Source organism: Klebsiella sp. BIGb0132 (genome assembly GCF_024810075.1).
Lineage (GTDB): Bacteria > Pseudomonadota > Gammaproteobacteria > Enterobacterales > Enterobacteriaceae > Klebsiella > Klebsiella terrigena.
The window spans coordinates 107956-125114 of record NZ_JANUDW010000006.1 but is presented as its reverse complement, the minus strand read 5'-3'; the positions used below and the strand labels follow the sequence as shown (position 1 = coordinate 125114).

The window sequence follows — 17159 nt, the reverse complement described above, 5'->3', positions numbered from 1 at the left end:
AGGATTCAATCATGACGACGCAATTCTCAACGCCGGCAGTCACCTCTATGCAGGTTATCCCGGTGGCCGGTCACGACAGCATGCTGATGAATCTCAGCGGCGCGCACGCGCCGTACTTCACCCGCAATATCGTGATTATTAAAGATAACTCGGGTCACACCGGGGTGGGCGAAATTCCTGGCGGTGAGAAAATCCGCCAGACCCTGGAGGATGCCGCGGCGCTGGTTGTCGGCAAAACTCTCGGCGAATACAAAAACGTGCTGGGCGCCGTTCGCCAGCAATTTGCCGACCGCGATGCCGGCGGCCGCGGTTTGCAAACCTTTGACCTGCGTACCACTATTCATGTGGTGACCGGGATTGAAGCGGCGCTGCTGGACCTGCTTGGGCAGCACCTTGGCGTGAACGTGGCTTCACTGCTGGGCGACGGGCAGCAGCGTAGCGAAGTGGAAATGCTTGGCTACCTGTTCTTCGTCGGCAACCGCCAGGCCACGCCGCTGGCCTACCAGAGCCAGACGGATGAGAAGTGTGGCTGGTATCGGCTGCGCCACGAAGAGGCCATGACCCCGGACGCCGTCGTGCGCCTGGCGGAAGCGGCCTATGAGAAGTACGGCTTCAACGATTTCAAACTCAAAGGCGGCGTTCTGGCCGGCGAAGAGGAGGCCGAGTCTATCGTCGCGCTGGCGAAGCGCTTCCCGCAGGCGCGGGTGACGCTTGACCCGAACGGCGCCTGGCTGCTCGACGAAGCCATCGCCATTGGTAAACAGCTGAAAGGCGTGCTGGCCTACGCGGAAGATCCGTGCGGGGCCGAGCAGGGTTACTCCGGCCGTGAGGTGATGGCTGAATTCCGCCGCGCGACCGGTCTGCCGACGGCGACCAATATGATTGCCACCGACTGGCGGCAGATGGGGCACACCCTGTCGCTGCAGTCGGTTGATATCCCGCTGGCCGATCCGCACTTCTGGACCATGCAGGGATCGGTGCGCGTTGCCCAGATGTGCCATGAGTTTGGCCTGACCTGGGGTTCGCACTCCAATAACCATTTTGATATCTCGCTGGCGATGTTCACCCACGTTGCGGCGGCGGCACCGGGTAAGATCACCGCCATTGATACCCACTGGATCTGGCAGGAAGGGAACCAGCGTTTGACCCGACAACCTTTTGAGATCAAAGGTGGTATGGTGCAGGTACCTTCGACGCCAGGCCTTGGCGTAGAGCTCGACATGGACCGCGTTATGCTGGCTAATGAGTTGTATAAAAAGCACGGCCTGGGCGCTCGCGACGATGCGATGGCGATGCAGTACCTGATCCCGGAGTGGACGTTTAATAACAAGCGCCCGTGCATGGTGCGCTGAGGACAAACCGGCTCCTGCGGGGGCCGGTCGCTTTTTGCTATCTGGCTTGTGTTCATGTTAAGGACAGCTTATGAAAATAGTCATTGCACCAGATTCATACAAGGAGAGCCTGAGTGCGCTGGGCGTAGCGACCGCGATAGAGCAGGGGTTCAGGGAGATTTATCCCGATGCAGAATACCTCAAGCTACCGGTCGCCGACGGCGGGGAGGGGACCGTCGAAGCGATGGTTGCCGCCACTCAGGGGCATCTGGTGCGGGCTGTCGTTACCGGCCCGCTCGGCGAGCCGGTGAACGCGTTTTACGGCCTTTCCGGCGACGAACGCTGCGCCTATATCGAAATGGCGGCGGCCAGCGGCCTGGAGAGCGTACCGCCGGCGCGCCGTAATCCGCTGCTCACCACCAGCTGGGGGACCGGGGAGCTGATCCGCCACGCGCTGGACAGCGGCGTGAAGCAGATTATTATCGGCATCGGCGGCAGCGCCACTAACGACGGCGGCGCCGGGATGGTGCAGGCGCTGGGCGGCAGGCTGCTGACGGAAGATAATCGGCAGCTAGCGGCCGGCGGCGCGGCGCTGGAGGCGCTGGCGAAGATTGACCTCAGCGAGCTGGATCAACGCTTAACGGATTGCCGCATCGAGGTTGCCTGCGACGTAACCAACCCGCTCACCGGCCCGGAAGGCGCGACGGCGGTATTTGGCCCGCAGAAAGGGGCGACGGAGGAGATGATCGCCCGCCTCGATCGCGCGCTGACGCATTTCGCACAAATTATTCATCGCGATCTCGGTATTGACGTCCTGCACCTTGAGGGCGGTGGCGCGGCGGGCGGAATGGGCGCCGCGCTCTACGCGTTTTGCGGGGCGAAGCTGCGCCCGGGGATTGAGATTGTGACCGACGCCCTGCACCTTGCGGAGCGGGTGGCGGACGCTGACCTGGTTATCACCGGCGAGGGGCGCATTGACAGCCAGACGATTCACGGCAAGGTGCCGGTTGGGGTGGCTAAGGTGGCAAAAAGCTACAACATCCCGGTGATTGGCATTGCCGGCAGCCTGACTGCGGACGTGGGCGTTGTGCACCAGCACGGGCTGGATGCGGTTTTCAGCGTGCTCTATTCGGTCTGCACCCTCGAAGAGGCGCTGGAAAATGCTGCCGATAACGTGCGCATGACGGCGCGCAACGTGGCGGCGATACTGAAAATGGGGCAAAAGCTGTAGCCGCGCTCCGCGGGGCCGGGCCACAGCCTGGGCCCGCAGAGCTGGCCGGGGCTAGATGCCCATTAGCTTGCAGGCTTCCCGCGTGACGTTATCCATCTCATCCAGCAGTTCCAGAAGCTCGGGCTCCAGATCTTCGGCGGCGGTTCCCGCGCGCAGCTGGCTCTCGATAGTCTGACACAGCTTCTTCAGCCGCGGCACGCCGCTGTAGCTGCAGCTCCCGTGAAGCTTATGAATCAAATCCAGCAGCCCTTCCGGCGCTTCGCCCACCAGCTGCTCTTCAACCTTGTTACGCACCTCTGGCATAAAGGCGATCAGCATCTGCAGCATCTCCCGCGCCAGGTCCGGCTTCATCGCCGCCTGCCGCAGCGCCAGCTGCCAGCTGAGGGTCACGTTATGATCGACCGGGGGTTCAACCACTTCGGCCGCCAGCGGGGCGGCGGCGTGCATCCCCGGCTGATAGCGCAGCAGCAGGCTGTGCAGCTTCTCCTCTTCAATCGGTTTTGCCAGGTAATCGTTCATGCCGGCGCTCAGCAGCTTCTCTTTTTGTCCCTCCAGGGCATGGGCCGTGACCGCGATGACCGGCGTTTGCTGGTGATGAGGGAGGTGGCGGATGAGCTCGCAGGCGCGAATGCCGTCCATGTCCGGCATCTGAATATCCATCAGCACCAGATCCAGCTGCATCTCCCTGGCCAGCTCTACGGAGCGCTGGCCGCTCTCGCAGAGCGTCACGTTCTGGACCAGGTCCTCCAGCAGCACGCCGATAAGCTTCAGGTTGGCCGGATTATCGTCAACCGCCATCACCGTCATCGGCAGCTTGCTGCTGTCCGTATGCGTCAACATCACCGCGGGCTGCGTCCGACAGGAGGCCGTTAGCGCAGGGAGGAGCCGGGTTGAGGTCAGCGGTTTAAGCAGGCAGGCGGCCACGCCCTCGCGCTTCAGCGCTTCGGCGTTGATCTGCGCGTGGCAGGGGAGCGCGAGAAGTAAATTATCGGCCATCGAACAGGCTTTGGTGAGCTTATCCTTTTGCTGGTTAAGGTCGCGCATGGAAACCGGAATACCGGCCAGCAGAATGTCGTAATGCGCCTCCGGCAGAGCGGAAAACGTCGGGCTGTAGACCACCTCCAGCGGCGTGTTGGCCAGCAGCTCCATCGTGCACTGGGCCGCCGCGGCGTTGGCTTCGATATAGGCCAGCGTTTTCCCCCGCAGGCAGTCGGTCAGCGGGCTGTCGGGAATGGCGTTCGGGTTAAGGTCGAGGCTGATATGGAACCAGAAGGTCGAGCCGCGATTAGGCTGGCTGTGGAAGGAGATATCACCCCCCATCTCCTTCACCAGGCGCTGGGTAATCACCAGCCCCAGCCCGGTGCCGCCGTGACGGCGGGAGATGCTGGCATCGGCCTGGCGGAAAGCCTGGAACAGCCGCGACTGGTCGCGCTCCGGAATGCCGATCCCGGTATCGTGGATTTGAATCTCGATCTGCACCCGGGAGTTGCTGATGGCGCGCTGCTCCACCAGCACGTCGATATTCCCGTGCTCGGTGAACTTGATGGCGTTGCCCACCAGGTTGGTGATGATCTGCTGCAGGCGCAGCGGGTCGCCGATAATATTATCCGGCACGTCATTTTTGATGTTGAGCGTCAGCTCCAGCCCTTTATCGTGCGCCGAGTGCGCCAGCAGGGTTACTACCTCATCCAGCGAGTTGCGCAGCAGGAACGGGATGCTCTCGAGAATAAGCTTCCCGGCCTCCAGTTTGGAGAAGTCGAGCACGTCGTTGATGATCGCCAGCAGGTTGTTGGCGGAGCGCTCGATGGTGGTCAGATGATCGCGTTGTGTGGTGTTTAAATCGGTTTTCAGCGTCAGGCGGGTAAAGCCAATCACGCCGTTCAGCGGCGTACGCAGCTCGTGGGACATATTGGCGAGGAACTCTGATTTGATACGCGCGGCTTCCTGAGCGCGCTTTTTCGCCAGATCCAGCTCCACGTTTTGGATCTCCATCTGCTCGAGGGTTTCGCGCAGATCGGACGTCGCCTGATCGATATTGTGCTGCATCTCTTCATGGTAGGCCGCCAGCGACATCGCCATGGAGTTGATGCCGTTCTTCAGCATATCCAGCTCGCCGAGCATAAAACCTTCGACGCGGCTATCCAGCTGCCCGCGGCGAATGCGGTCAACGGTATTCACCATATTGCGGATCGGCCCGGTGACGTCCCGCATCAGCCGCCAGCCGAAAATCAGCGCAATCCCGATACAAAACAGCATCATGACGCTGGAGATAAAAATCTCTTTGTACTGCTGCAGGCGTACCGATTTCAGATCCAGCTCGAGGGCCACGTAGCCCAGCATGTTGCCGGGCATTTTGGCATCGGTCACCGGCGACTCATCGGGCGAATAGCTTTCCGAGATGATAGGGGTACGCAAAATCATCACGTCGCCTTTGCGGGTCACGCTGAGCTGGTGGGGGAACTTTGCCCCTTTTTCCAGCCGCAGCTCGCTGGGGTTAAGCTGAAAATTGGAGGTCACAAAGAGCTTATTTTGCGAATCATAGATCGAAATCGCGCGCACAATATCCGAGTGGCGGCGGTGCAGCACGCTTATCAGCTGCCCGATAGATTCGCGGTTTTGCAGATTCATGCCGTATTCACTGGAGACCGCCAGCGGCTCGATAATACTGGCTCCGGCGTCTTCCAGCTGCCGCTGCAGGTCGTGATAGCGATGGGCGACGAAGAAAATACTGAGCAGCAAACCAATAAGTACGGTGGGTGCCAGAATAAGAATCATCATGCGAGCACGTAGGCTGTAGTTGGTCATGCGGTTCCGTTATGGGAGAATAAGAGTCAGTATATTTGATTGAGACAAATCTCTACGATGGCGCAATTCTACTCTGCAAAACGGCGTGTGACGACGCGCCAGATCATAACCGTTACAGTCAATGACCTCGATCCCTTTGGTCAGGGCGTTGCGCGTCACCAGGGAAAAGCGCTGTTTGTTCGCGGCCTGCTGCCGCAGGAGCAGGCCGAGGTGGTGCTGGTTGACGAGAAAAAACAGTACGCGCACGCCACGGTAAAACGCCGCCTCAACGACAGCCCGCAGCGCCAGACGCCGCGCTGCCCACATTTTGGCGTCTGCGGCGGCTGCCAGCAGCAGCATGCCAGCGTTGAGCTGCAGCAGCAAAGCAAACGTGCCGCGCTCGGTCGCCTGATGAAACGCGATGTCGATGAGATTATAGCCGCTTCGCCGTGGGGCTACCGTCGACGCGCGCGCCTGAGCTTGAATTATCAGCCAAAGACCCAACAATTACGCATGGGCTTTCGCCAGGCCAGCTCCAACGACATTGTCGAAGTGGTGCGGTGCCCCGTTTTGGTGCCCACTCTTGAGGCATTGCTGCCGGCGGTACGCGAATGTCTGAGCAGCCTGAAATCCGTGCGCCAACTGGGCCACGTTGAGCTGGTGCAGGCCGATAACGGGCCGCTGATGGTATTGCGTCATACCGCAGCGCTGCCCGCCGGCGATAAAGAAAAACTGGAACGATTTTCGCAATCTCACGGTCTTTCCCTGTACCTCGCGCCGCAAAGCGAGATACTTGAACATATTAGCGGCGAAGCGCCATGGTATACGTCAGACGGACTACGCTTAGTGTTCAGTCCGCGCGACTTTATTCAGGTTAACGACGGCGTTAATCAGCTGATGGTGCGCACGGCCCTCGAGTGGCTGGATATTCAGCCGCAGGACCGGGTGCTGGATCTGTTCTGCGGAATGGGCAATTTTACCCTACCGCTGGCGCAGCGCGCGGCGCAGGTTGTGGGCGTTGAGGGCGTTCCTGCTCTGGTGGAAAAGGGGCGCGAGAACGCCGCGCTTAACCATCTGCATAACGTCACATTCTTCCATGAAAATCTGGAAGAGGACGTGACGCGCCAGGCCTGGGCGCAGCATGGCTTTGATAAAATACTGCTCGATCCGGCAAGAGCCGGTGCGCCTGGCGTGATGTTACACATTATAAAATTAGCCCCGCAGCGCGTAGTCTATGTCTCCTGTAACCCGGCGACGCTGGCGCGCGATAGCGAACTGCTTTTAGCGGCGGGGTATGAAATCCAACGCCTGGCGATGCTGGATATGTTCCCGCATACCGGGCATCTGGAATCAATGGTGCTGTTTGAGCACAAGCTTGCACAAAATCATACGAATCGCATCGAGGCGGCAGTAGAGTAAATCCTCAGCGGCCCGCTTAGCCCAGAAACTGAGGTGAGCGGACAGGCGCCGACGCGACACGATTTGCAGGATGACGTGTAAAAGTTGAGGCTTGCCGACTTCGGCAGGCCAGGTCCCTTAAGGAGAGGACAATGGTTGCGGTAAGAAGTGCACATCTAAATAAAGCTGGTGAATTTGACCCGAATAAATGGATCGCGAGTCTGGGAATTTCCAGCCAGCAGTCGTGTGAACGCTTAGCCGAAACCTGGGACTATTGTCGCGAGCAAACGCAGGGGCATCCGCGTGCGGATATCCTGCTATGGCGCGGCGTGGAGATGGTAGAAATCCTCTCCACATTGAGCATGGACATCGATACGCTGCGGGCCGCGATGCTGTTCCCGCTGGCGGACGGTGAGGTCGTCAGCGAAGAGGTGATGCAGGAGAGCGTCGGTAAATCGGTGGTGACCCTGATCCACGGCGTACGCGACATGGCGGCCATCCGCCAGCTCAAGGCCACCCATACCGACTCCGTCTCCTCAGAACAGGTGGATAACATTCGCCGCATGCTGCTGGCGATGGTCGACGATTTCCGCTGCGTGGTCATCAAGCTCGCCGAACGTATCGCCCACCTGCGGGAAGTCAAAGACGAGCCTGAAGATGAGCGTGTACTGGCGGCAAAAGAGTGCACCAATATCTACGCCCCGCTGGCCAACCGCTTAGGGATCGGCCAGCTGAAGTGGGAGCTGGAGGATTACTGCTTCCGCTATCTGCATCCGGACGAATATAAGCGCATCGCCAAGCTGCTGCACGAGCGGCGAATCGACCGTGAACACTACATTGACGAGTTCGTCGGCCACCTGCGCTCAGAAATGAAAACGGAAGGCGTTAAGGCCGAAGTGTACGGCCGGCCGAAGCACATCTACAGCATCTGGCGCAAAATGCAGAAAAAGCATCTCACCTTTGATGAGCTGTTTGACGTGCGGGCGGTGCGTATCGTCGCTGAGCGCCTGCAGGACTGCTACGCCGCGTTGGGGATAGTACATACTCACTATCGTCATCTGCCGGATGAGTTCGATGATTACGTCGCTAACCCAAAACCGAACGGCTACCAGTCTATTCATACCGTGGTGCTCGGTCCCGGCGGCAAAACGGTGGAAATTCAAATTCGTACTCGCCAGATGCATGAGGATGCCGAGCTGGGCGTCGCCGCGCACTGGAAGTACAAAGAGGGCGCTGGCGCAGTGGTGGGCGGCGGCCGCGGTTACGAAGATCGTATTGCCTGGCTGCGTAAGCTGATCGCCTGGCAGGAAGAGATGGCGGATTCTGGCGAAATGCTGGATGAAGTGCGTAGCCAGGTCTTTGACGACCGGGTATACGTCTTTACGCCGAAAGGCGACGTTGTCGATTTACCCGCCGGCTCGACGCCGCTCGATTTCGCCTACCACATCCACAGCGATGTCGGGCATCGCTGCATCGGGGCGAAAATCAGCGGACGCATTGTGCCGTTTACCTATCAGCTGCAAATGGGCGATCAGATTGAAATCATCACCCAGAAGCAGCCCAACCCAAGCCGCGACTGGCTGAACCCGAACCTTGGCTACGTCACCACCAGCCGCGGGCGCTCGAAAATTCACGCCTGGTTCCGCAAGCAGGATCGCGACAAAAATATTATCGCCGGGCGGCAGATCCTTGACGATGAGCTTGAGCATCTCGGCATCAGCCTGAAGGACGCAGAAAAGCATCTGCTGCCGCGCTACAACTTCAACGAGCTGGATGAGCTGCTGGCGGCCATCGGCGGCGGAGATATTCGCCTTAACCAGATGGTCAACTTCCTGCAGGCGCAGTTCAATAAGCCGAGCGCGGCCGAGCAGGATGCGGCGGCGCTGAAGCAGCTGCAGCAGAAGAGCTGGGCGCCGCAGAATCGCAGCAAAGACAACGGTCGGGTGGTTGTGGAAGGCGTTGGTAATCTGATGCACCACATCGCACGCTGCTGTCAGCCGATCCCCGGCGATGAGATCGTCGGCTTTATCACCCAGGGACGCGGGATCTCGGTGCACCGGGCAGACTGCGATCAGCTGGCGGAGCTGCAGTCGCACGCGCCGGAGCGGATCGTGGATGCGGTCTGGGGAGAGAGCTATTCGGCGGGCTACTCGCTGGTGGTGCGCGTGGTCGCCAACGATCGCAGCGGGCTGCTGCGCGATATCACCACCATCCTCGCCAACGAGAAGGTCAACGTGCTGGGCGTTGCCAGCCGTAGCGATACCAAACAGCAGCTGGCCACCATCGATATGAATATCGAAATCTATAACCTGCAGGTGCTGGGCCGCGTGCTCGGCAAGCTGAACCAGGTGCCGGACGTTATTGATGCCCGCCGTCTGCACGGCGGCTAATTTCTCTCCCCTTCACCACCAACCTCTCCCGGCAGGGAGAGGTTGCCTCTGGCTCGGCCCGGCGCAGCCGGCATCGGGCTGCGGTTTTCTGACTAAACGGGGTGGGTGAGGGGAAATACGCGTAATTTTGCAAGGAATCACCATGACTCAAATCGACCGCCTGCTCGGCATTATGCAACGCCTGCGCGACCCGGAAACCGGCTGCCCGTGGGACAAAGAGCAGACCTTTGCCACCATTGCCCCCTATACCCTCGAAGAAACCTACGAAGTGCTGGACGCTATCGCCCGCGAAGATTTTGACGATCTGCGCGGCGAGCTGGGAGACCTGCTGTTCCAGGTGGTGTTCTACGCCCAGATGGCGCAGGAAGAGGGGCGCTTTGCCTTTGACGACGTTTGCGCGGCTATCAGCGACAAGCTGGAGCGCCGCCATCCGCATATCTTCGGCGATGCCAGCGCCGGTACCAGCAGCGAAGTGCTGGCGCGCTGGGAAGAGATAAAAAGCGCCGAGCGGGCGGAAAAATCCCAGCACTCCGCGCTGGATGATATCCCGCACAGCCTGCCGGCGCTGATGCGCGCGCATAAAATACAGAAGCGCTGCTCGGGAGTGGGCTTTGACTGGACCTCGCTCGGCCCGGTGCTGGACAAGGTGCACGAGGAGATCGATGAGGTGATGCACGAAGTGCAGCAGGCGGTGGTAGATGAAGCTAAACTGGAGGAGGAAGTGGGCGACCTGCTGTTTGCAACGGTCAATTTATCCCGTCATTTAGGCGTCAAAGCTGAAACCGCGCTGCAAAAAGCCAACCTGAAATTTGAGCGTCGCTTCCGCGAAGTTGAGCGCATTGTGAGCGCTCGCGGGCTGGAGATGACCGGCGTGGACCTTGATACCATGGAAGAAGTGTGGCAAGAGGTAAAGCGGCAGGAAACTGATCTCTAACGAGTTTTCGTGATCAAGCGCTATTTGTGTGATTTTTTAAATGACAAGCGCTTGATTTGCGTCAAAAACATTTACCCAAAAGGGGCTATTTTCTCACTCCCTATGTTTGTCATGACCTGGAAAGGAGACGGAGTAATGAAAGTTTGTGGCGCTCGTCGTGTTCGGGTATACTACTTTCCCGTCCTGGTTATTCCATCGTTTCACCCTAACTTCTCAGGTTCAGCATGACAACGAACTATATTTTTGTGACCGGCGGGGTCGTATCCTCTCTGGGTAAAGGCATTGCCGCAGCATCCCTCGCAGCTATTCTCGAGGCCCGTGGGCTTAACGTGACCATGATGAAACTGGATCCGTACATCAACGTCGATCCGGGTACCATGAGTCCTATCCAACACGGGGAAGTGTTCGTTACTGAAGACGGCGCTGAAACCGACCTGGACCTGGGCCATTACGAGCGTTTCATCCGCACCAAAATGAGCCGCCGCAATAACTTCACTACGGGTCGTATTTACTCCGACGTCCTGCGCAAAGAGCGCCGTGGTGATTACCTGGGCGCAACCGTACAGGTTATTCCGCACATTACGAATGCAATCAAAGAGCGCGTGCTTGCCGGTGGCGAAGGTCACGACGTGGTGCTGGTTGAAATCGGCGGTACCGTCGGTGATATCGAATCCCTGCCGTTCCTCGAAGCTATCCGTCAGATGGCGGTAGAAATTGGCCGCGAGCATACCCTGTTCATGCATTTGACCCTGGTGCCATACATGGCAGCAGCCGGTGAAGTCAAAACCAAACCGACTCAGCACTCCGTAAAAGAGCTGCTTTCTATCGGTATTCAGCCAGATATTCTGATCTGTCGCTCCGATCGGGCGGTCCCGGCGAACGAACGTGCTAAAATTGCATTGTTCTGTAACGTCCCGGAAAAGGCCGTTATTTCTCTGAAAGATGTCGATTCCATTTATAAAATTCCGGGCCTGTTGAAATCTCAGGGTCTGGACGATTATATTTGTAAACGATTCAGCTTGAACTGTCCGGAAGCAAACCTGGCCGAATGGGAACAGGTTATCTACGAAGAAGCTAACCCGGCAGGCGAAGTCACCATCGGTATGGTCGGTAAGTACATTGAGCTGCCGGATGCCTACAAATCGGTGATTGAAGCGCTGAAACACGGCGGTCTGAAAAATCGCGTGACCGTTAACATCAAGCTGATTGACTCGCAGGATGTGGAAACGCGCGGCGTTGAAATTCTGAAGAATTTAGATGCTATCCTGATCCCGGGCGGCTTCGGCTACCGCGGCGTTGAAGGTAAGATTGCCACCGCGCGCTTTGCGCGTGAAAACAATATTCCATATCTGGGTATCTGCCTGGGTATGCAGGTTGCGCTGATTGAGTTCGCGCGCAACGTAGCGGGGATGGAGAACGCCAACTCCACGGAATTTGTGCCAGACTGTAAGTTCCCGGTTGTGGCGCTCATTACCGAATGGCGTGATGAAGAAGGCAACGTCGAAGTCCGTACCGAGAGAAGCGATCTCGGTGGCACCATGCGCCTGGGCGCGCAGCAGTGTCAGCTGGACGAAGATAGCCTGGTACGCCAGCTGTACGGCGAGCCGACAATCACCGAGCGCCATCGTCACCGTTATGAAGTCAACAACATGTTGTTGAAACCTATTGAAAATGCGGGCCTGCGCGTTGCGGGCCGTTCCGGGGACGATCAGTTGGTCGAGATCATCGAGGTGCCGAACCATCCGTGGTTTGTTGCCTGCCAGTTCCACCCGGAGTTTACTTCTACGCCGCGTGATGGTCATCCGCTGTTCGCTGGTTTTGTGAAAGCAGCAAGCGAGTATCAGAAGCGTCAGGCGAAGTAAAAGAGTTAGAACGGCAATGCACCCATCCGGGTGCATTGTTTGTCTGGAGTTTTAGTTTAACTTGTACTGAGGAAAATCTAATGTCCAAAATCGTTAAAGTCATCGGTCGTGAAATCATCGACTCCCGTGGTAACCCGACTGTTGAAGCCGAAGTACACCTGGAAGGTGGTTTCGTTGGTATGGCAGCAGCTCCGTCAGGTGCTTCTACTGGTTCCCGCGAAGCGCTGGAACTGCGCGATGGCGACAAATCCCGTTTCATGGGCAAAGGCGTACTGAAAGCTGTTGGCGCGGTTAACGGCCCGATCGCTCAGGCAATCCTTGGCAAAGACGCCAAAGACCAGGCTGGCATCGACAAGATCATGATCGATCTGGACGGTACTGAAAACAAATCTAACTTCGGTGCGAACGCAATCCTGGCCGTGTCCCTGGCGAACGCCAAGGCAGCAGCAGCTGCTAAAGGTCAGCCGCTGTTCGAACACATCGCTGAGCTGAACGGTACCCCGGGCAAATACTCCATGCCGGTTCCGATGATGAACATCATCAACGGCGGCGAGCACGCGGACAACAACGTCGACATCCAGGAATTTATGATTCAGCCGGTTGGCGCTAAATCCCTGAAAGAAGCCGTACGTATGGGTTCTGAAGTGTTCCATAACCTGGCTAAAGTTCTGAAAGCTAAAGGCATGAACACTGCAGTAGGTGACGAAGGCGGCTACGCGCCGAACCTGGGCTCCAACGCTGAAGCTCTGGCAGTTATCGCTGAAGCGGTTAAAGCTGCTGGCTACGAGCTGGGCACCGACATCACTCTGGCGATGGACTGCGCGGCTTCTGAATTCTACAAAGACGGTAAATACGTTCTGGCCGGCGAAGGCAACAAAGCGTTCACCTCTGAAGAGTTCACTCACTTCCTGGAAGACCTGACCAAACAGTACCCGATCGTCTCTATCGAAGACGGTCTGGACGAATCTGACTGGGACGGCTTTGCATACCAGACTAAAGTTCTGGGCGACAAAATCCAGCTGGTTGGTGACGATCTGTTCGTAACCAACACCAAGATCCTGAAAGAAGGTATCGACAAAGGCATCGTTAACTCCATCCTGATCAAATTCAACCAGATCGGTTCTCTGACCGAAACTCTGGCTGCGATCAAAATGGCGAAAGACGCTGGCTACACTGCCGTTATCTCTCACCGTTCAGGCGAAACTGAAGACGCTACCATCGCTGACCTGGCTGTTGGTACCGCTGCAGGCCAGATCAAAACCGGTTCTATGAGCCGTTCTGACCGCGTTGCTAAATACAACCAGCTGATTCGTATCGAAGAAGCTCTGGGCGAAAAAGCACCGTACAACGGTCGTAAAGAGATCAAAGGTCAGGCATAAGCCCGTCTTTATCTGATATAAAAATGCCAGTCTGCGGACTGGCATTTTTTTTGTCCGCAGACCGGCAATTATTTAAAGTCGACGGCCATCTGCTGCGGAATAGAAAGCCCGCGGGTCGTTTGCACGCAGCGGTCAATGTAATCGGTAAAGCGCGGCGGTTTGGGCATCCCCATACTCAGCAGCTTATCGTTACTGAAGCGGACGTTAAGCGTGGCGAACGCGCCGTACAGGCGCATGGCTTTGAGCATCAGGCGCTCGTTGCACGGACCAAAGATATCTTTTAGCTCACGGCGCATCTTAACCAGCGTCTCGTAGCTCACCTGGGCATAGCTGTCGCCGACCGGCAGACGCTCCAGCGCTGAGGCCATCGCGCTGTCAATCTCGGCAAACTTGACGCTATTTTCCTCCCCCGCCGAAATATGCACCACTTCTCCACGAGCCAGCGGGCTGTCGAGCAGCATCAGCAGCGCGTCGGCACAGTAATCAACGGGAATAACATCAATCCTGTCCTCCATCGAACACATGAACTTTTGCAGCATCAGTCCCATGCTGAATACCCAGAAGATGCTGCTGGAGGGCTGGCAGCCGTGATGGGTATGGCCGACGACGATAGAAGGGCGGGCGATAGTCAGCGGGAGTGTCGGGCACGCCTGCTGCATCAGCCGCTCGATGGTCGATTTAGAGTGCGTGTACTCCACAAGGTGCTCGGCGCGCTCGCGGAATTCGGCGCTTTCCGCAACCAGAGAATCAGGCTCCGGCGAGCACGACATTGCCGTGCCAACGTGCAGGAAGCGCTGCAGCCCGGAGACCTCAGCCATGCGCTGGGCAAAGCGGAGCGTCCCCTCAACGTTGACTTTCCAGATCAGCGGATTGTTGCCGAACGAGGCGACGGCGGCGCAGTTGAGCACGTGGGTGACGCCGTCGAGGCGCGGATCGGCAAGGAATCCTTCTGGATTCGCCAAATCACCCAGCAGGATGTGCCGGGTGCTCAGCGTCGCCAGCGTCTCCTCGGCGATATTGAATTTACGCAGATTGTCTTTAACCCGGGCAAGCGCTGCTTCACCATTATCGGCACGAACTAAAAGCAGCAGATTAACCCCATTTTTTTGATTGAGGATATTCTCTAGAACTGCTCCACCCAGAAATCCGGTAACGCCTGTTATTAATAATGTATTCATGGATACAGTCTCATCATGGTTAGTCGAGTGGATTCTAGGCGGGCTAAACTAAACGGCGGGTAAATGGCAAATGGGCCATTTAGGCCATTCCTTAAGACGGTGTTAAGGTTATGAACTGGCGCGGATTGGATTCGACATCAGGCTATTTATAAAGATTCGTTCTTTCATGTATCAGTTTGTACATGTATGATTTTAATGGTTATTTTATTTAAAGATCGGTTTTTTTAAATTTTTATAAAATGTAATACTTAAAACATTTGGTTACATCAAAGACGTGAATCTAAAAAATAAAATGAATTATTACCCGGCGGCGGAAAGTTTATAAATCTGGCGGCGTGAAGAGGAACAATAACCGCAGTTTTATCTTCTGATGGTTGGCCTTAGGGCTGGGTGGAGTGAAGCGCGCGCCATCGCAGCTGAGGACAAGACCTGGGCGTGCAAATCTGCGATAATGATCGTTTAGAACCTAAACAGAGATGATTATGCAGTACCCGATTAACGAGATGTTCCAGACCTTGCAAGGCGAGGGTTACTTTACCGGCGTGCCCGCCATTTTTATTCGCCTGCAGGGATGCCCGGTTGGTTGCGCCTGGTGCGATACCAAACATACCTGGGACAAACTTGCCGATCGGGAAGTGTCGCTGTTTAGCATTCTGGCGAAAACCAAAGAGAGCGATAAATGGGGCCCGGCCAGCGGCGAAGATCTGCTGGCGATTATTGGCCGCCAGGGGTGGACCGCTCGTCACGTGGTGATCACCGGCGGTGAGCCCTGCATCCACGATCTCACCCCGTTGACGACCCTGCTTGAGCATAACGGCTTCAGCTGCCAGATTGAAACCAGCGGCACCCATGAAGTGCGCTGCAGCCCACGAGCCTGGGTGACGGTTTCCCCTAAGGTCAACATGCGCGGCGGTTACGACGTGCTGTCGCAGGCGCTGCTGCGCGCGGATGAAATCAAGCATCCGGTGGGTCGCGTGCGCGATATCGAAGCGCTGGATGAACTGCTGGAAACGCTGACCGACGACAAGCCGCGGATTATCGCTCTGCAGCCTATCAGCCAGAAAGAGGATGCGACGCGTCTGTGCATCGAGACCTGCATTGCCCGCAACTGGCGGCTGTCGATGCAAACGCACAAGTATCTGAATATTGCCTGATAAAGCGCCGGGTAGATCTCCTCTACCCGGCGCCTCCGCTACGCGTTCGACCAGCTTTGAATCGCGTCGACGTTTTCCAGGTTTCCGTGGATGACCGCATACGACTTTTTCAAAATCGGATCGGTATAGGTGGTTAACTCCCTGAAAATTCCCTTATTTAACGCCTCATAGCGGCTGGCATTCTCTTCTACCGGTATGAAGGTATCTTTTACCCGCACCATATTTTCAACCGCTGCCTGGTATGAGGGATATAAACCCAATCCCACCGCGGCGTTGATTGCCGCCCCGAGGCTGGCGCAGCCGTTAATCGCGTTGCGCCTGGCCGGCAGGTTAAAGACGTCGGCGAAGATCTGCATAAAGAGGTTGCTGTTCGAACCGCCGCCGGTAATGATGATATGTTTAGCGAAGTGGTTCATTTCATTGCACATATTGTCGTAGTTATTTTTCAGCGTCAGCGCAACGCTCTCCAGAATGGAGCGATAAATCCACGCGTAGTCCATGCTGGAATCAAAACCGATCATGATCCCGCGCTTATAGGGCTCCCAGGGGTTCGTTAACCAGTCCAGTACGGTCATTAAACCGTTGCAGCCCGGCGGCACCGCTGCGGCCTTTTTGTTTAACAGATCTTCCGGCGACAGCTCCTGGGCCCTGGCGTCCTGAATTAAGGATTCGCCCAGCATGTCCCGCAGCCAGCTCACCGTCCACATTCCCTTGCGAATACCGTACCCCTCGTACAGCAGCGTCTCGGGAATGGAGGACATAATCGGCCAGTAGGCGACGGGATCTTTCGGCAGCGCTTTGCCGTTCATCATCAGGGCGATATAGGTGCCCAATGAGATAACCGCCGTTTCGTCATCCAGCAGCCCTGCGCCGAGCGCCTCAACCGGCTTATCGCTGGTGGTGCAGATAACCGGCAATCCTGCCGGGAAGCCGGTTGCGCGGGCCGCCTGGTCGGTGAGATGACCCAGAATCGTACCGGGCATCTGCACGTCGAATAGCATCCGGCGCGGAATATTAAACTGCTTAATAACCGCCTCATTGTCGCTCCACGCCCAGGTTTTATAATCCACCGGCCACTGGCCAAAGTAGTTGGCGATATTGTCCTTAAACTCGCCGGTTAAGCGGTGCGACAGATAGCCGGAAAATGAGGTGACCCAGGCCACGTCGGGATTGGTGTGCTCATAAGGCCGGGTGACGCGGGCGTCCTGCCAGCTAATCAGCGGTTCCGCGGGCGTACCGTCGGCTTTAAGGAGCGCGCGGCAGCAGCGAATCGAGCCCAGGCCGATGCCGACAATATCCTCTTTCTGGCCGGTAAACCGGCTCATCAGATCCTTCCCGGCGAGGCAAAGCGAGGTCCACAAATCATCATCAGGATGCTCCGCCGTATCGGCGTCCGGGGTGTGCATGGGCTGCAGCAGGCCCTTGCCCTCGCAGACCACGTTTCCCTGCAGGTCGTACATCACGACCTTGGTGCTCTGGCTCCCGCCATCGATTCCAATGATGTATTTCTTCGACATT

11 protein-coding genes are annotated in these 17159 nt (G+C 57.2%); 8 read left to right on the top strand and 3 right to left on the bottom strand.

Annotation, left to right across the window (positions count from 1 at the left end; genetic code table 11):
• The first annotated feature begins 11 nt into the window (after window positions 1-11).
• The gene (gudD, locus tag M2416_RS17240) at window positions 12-1352 is read left to right on the top strand and encodes a glucarate dehydratase (RefSeq protein ID WP_259226090.1); all 1341 of its coding nucleotides are present in this window, start codon (window positions 12-14) and stop codon (window positions 1350-1352) included.
• A 70-nt stretch (window positions 1353-1422) separates the two neighbouring features.
• Window positions 1423-2562 carry a glycerate kinase gene (locus M2416_RS17235; protein ID WP_259226088.1) on the top strand — a complete coding sequence of 380 codons (1140 nt, stop codon included), beginning with the start codon at window positions 1423-1425 and terminating at the stop codon, window positions 2560-2562.
• Window positions 2563-2613: 51 nt separating this feature from the next.
• Here the strand turns inward: M2416_RS17235 and barA are convergent, their stop codons facing one another.
• Window positions 2614-5367, bottom strand: a complete 2754-nt coding sequence (gene barA / locus M2416_RS17230; protein WP_076945997.1) for a two-component sensor histidine kinase BarA — start codon at window positions 5365-5367, stop codon at window positions 2614-2616.
• A gap of 57 nt (window positions 5368-5424) precedes the next feature.
• On the opposite strand from barA, the gene rlmD reads away from it, so the two are divergent.
• The 5 genes from rlmD (at window position 5425) to eno (ending at window position 13309) form a co-directional block, all read left to right on the top strand.
• Window positions 5425-6765 (top strand): 23S rRNA (uracil(1939)-C(5))-methyltransferase RlmD, encoded by a 1341-nt coding sequence (gene rlmD, locus M2416_RS17225; RefSeq protein ID WP_195711568.1) that lies wholly within the window; start codon window positions 5425-5427, stop codon window positions 6763-6765.
• A gap of 131 nt (window positions 6766-6896) precedes the next feature.
• Window positions 6897-9134: a GTP diphosphokinase gene (gene relA, locus M2416_RS17220; RefSeq protein ID WP_041146976.1), complete on the top strand. Its 2238-nt coding sequence runs from the start codon at window positions 6897-6899 to the stop codon at window positions 9132-9134.
• A 142-nt stretch (window positions 9135-9276) separates the two neighbouring features.
• Window positions 9277-10068 (top strand): nucleoside triphosphate pyrophosphohydrolase, encoded by a 792-nt coding sequence (mazG, locus tag M2416_RS17215; RefSeq protein WP_041146975.1) that lies wholly within the window; start codon window positions 9277-9279, stop codon window positions 10066-10068.
• 224 nt (window positions 10069-10292) lie between these two features.
• Complete coding sequence (gene pyrG, locus M2416_RS17210; RefSeq protein ID WP_041146974.1) at window positions 10293-11930, top strand: glutamine hydrolyzing CTP synthase; 1638 nt, start codon at window positions 10293-10295, stop codon at window positions 11928-11930.
• Window positions 11931-12010: 80 nt separating this feature from the next.
• A complete protein-coding gene (gene eno / locus M2416_RS17205; RefSeq protein ID WP_041146973.1) occupies window positions 12011-13309 on the top strand; it encodes a phosphopyruvate hydratase in 1299 nt (432 codons plus the stop codon).
• 68 nt (window positions 13310-13377) lie between these two features.
• On the opposite strand, the gene M2416_RS17200 is transcribed toward eno, so the two are convergent.
• Window positions 13378-14487, bottom strand: a complete 1110-nt coding sequence (locus tag M2416_RS17200) for an SDR family oxidoreductase (protein ID WP_259226078.1) — start codon at window positions 14485-14487, stop codon at window positions 13378-13380.
• 482 nt (window positions 14488-14969) lie between these two features.
• Here M2416_RS17200 and queE point away from each other — a divergent pair, with 482 nt between their 5' ends.
• Window positions 14970-15641, top strand: a complete 672-nt coding sequence (queE, locus tag M2416_RS17195) for a 7-carboxy-7-deazaguanine synthase QueE (protein ID WP_041147731.1) — start codon at window positions 14970-14972, stop codon at window positions 15639-15641.
• 38 nt (window positions 15642-15679) lie between these two features.
• Here queE and M2416_RS17190 read toward each other — a convergent pair whose 3' ends face one another.
• Window positions 15680-17158, bottom strand: a complete 1479-nt coding sequence (locus tag M2416_RS17190) for an FGGY-family carbohydrate kinase (RefSeq protein WP_259226076.1) — start codon at window positions 17156-17158, stop codon at window positions 15680-15682.
• Between the last annotated feature and the right edge of the window lies 1 nt (window position 17159).